The following is a 1,824-nucleotide window of genomic DNA, read 5'->3' as shown; positions in this document are numbered from 1 at the left end:
GTATGACGCTTTAGGCAGACGCATTGAGAAGGTCTTTGACGGACGAGTATATCGCTACCTNTGGGATGGTGATGTCATCCTGCACGAGTGGGACTATGCCGAGGCTGACCGTCCGAACACGATTGTTACCGAGACTGGTGAGGTCACACTTGACAGACCNGAACCANTTGAGAANCTCATCACGTGGGTTTACGACAGTGACAGCTATGTCCCTACAGCCAAGATNGTTGGTGACANGCATTACAGNATCATCAGNGACTACATCGGCCGTCCCGCCCAGGCATACGATGATAACGGAAACATTGTCTGGCAGGCAGACTATGACATCTATGGTAATCTCCGCAACCTTCACGGCAGCAGGCAGTTCATTCCTTTCCGCCAGTTAGGTCAGTATGAGGACGAGGAGACTGGGCTGTATTACAACAGGTTCAGGTATTATGACCCGAGGATTGGTAACTACATCAGTCAAGACCCGATTAGGTTAGCAGGAAATAACCCAACGCTGTATGGGTATGTGGAGGATTGTAATCAAGAAATTGATATTTGGGGATTAGATTGTAGTAAAATAAAAACTAAAAAGGATCCAGTTCACCATATCGCAACAAATAAACATTCTATTTGGTCTGATAGATTTAGAGAACTTTTTAAGAAAAATGGTTTAGGAAGGTTTAAAAATGGGAATTGGAGAAAAGATATTCTGAATGACCCTTTAAATAAGGTTACTGTTCCTGGTCATAAAGGCCCCCACCCAGAGGCTATGCACCAAGAGATATACAAAAGATTAAGTGAAGCAAGTGAATTAGGGAGCGAAGTCTTTAAGCAAACTCTAGAGGAATTGTCAAAAGAGGCGACAGAAGTAGGCTCTTGGTTGAATAAGATATTAACAAAAACATAATTATAATGTATTATAAGTTAGGTATAAACCCAAGCAGTAGAAAATGGGCAAAGTATGAGAATATTTCGTCTTCACTGTGGATAGACAGTATAGAAAGAACGAGTACAAAACTTTTCAATAATCCAGACTTGTTGAGGGAAGGAAAGCACATTGAGTATTTGGTTATTCGAGATGGGAAAAAACCGCCAATAAATTCACTTGGGGCAGATTTCATCATGTTTGATACTTCTATAGAAGATGTCCTTTCCCTTAATATTGAAGATAATATGGTAGTCGTTGAAAGTAAATACACTGATAGTAGGTACCTATTATTGAATAACTATAAATCAATAGACTGTGTTGATTGGGATTTATCCGAAATAGACCGTTGGCCTGAAGATAAAGAAGTGGCAGAGTGGCAGAATAAGCGAGGGCGTTTCTTTATAAAACCAGTATTAAAAGAAAACAGAATTCCACCAAAAACTCAAGTCTTCCAAATGCAGGAATGGGGTGGAGCCTTTAATATAGTGATTTCAGAAGGTTATAAAGAACTAATAATGAATTTACGTTTTGACCATTCGTTTTTAACTTTTGAAGCTTTAACTTTAACATAATGTAAACTTAATATTGGAATTACATTAATGTTATTTTATAAGTACATTATGATATCAAATAAATGATAATCAACACTGTTCTTTTAAACAAATAATGTCTGGTAAGGGTCATAATAGATAGAAAAAATAAAGAAATATTATTAAGACTGGTGAGGTCACACTTGACAGGTCTGAACCAGTTGAGAATCTCATCACGTGGGTTTACGACAGTGACAGCTATGTCCCTACAGCCAAGATNGTTGGTGACANGCATTACAGNATCATCAGNGACTACATCGGNCGTCCTGTACAGGCATACGATGATAATGGTAATATTGTCTGGCAGGCAGACTATGA

2 protein-coding genes are annotated in these 1,824 nt (G+C 38.8%); both read left to right on the top strand.

The features are described from left to right. A partial coding sequence (locus HMPREF1505_RS13655) for an RHS repeat-associated core domain-containing protein (protein WP_197017508.1) occupies positions 1-895 on the top strand: 895 nt, incomplete at its 5' end. A 5-nt stretch (positions 896-900) separates the two neighbouring features. Beyond that, complete coding sequence (locus tag HMPREF1505_RS12925; protein WP_081722938.1) at positions 901-1,488, top strand: hypothetical protein; 588 nt, start codon at positions 901-903, stop codon at positions 1,486-1,488. Positions 1,489-1,824 lie beyond the last annotated feature (336 nt).

Source organism: Prevotella sp. ICM33 (genome assembly GCF_000517825.1).
In the GTDB taxonomy this organism is placed as follows: Bacteria; Bacteroidota; Bacteroidia; order Bacteroidales; family Bacteroidaceae; genus Prevotella; species Prevotella melaninogenica.
Note: the sequence above shows the minus strand (reverse complement) of the source record. Positions and strands in the feature narration are given on the sequence as shown.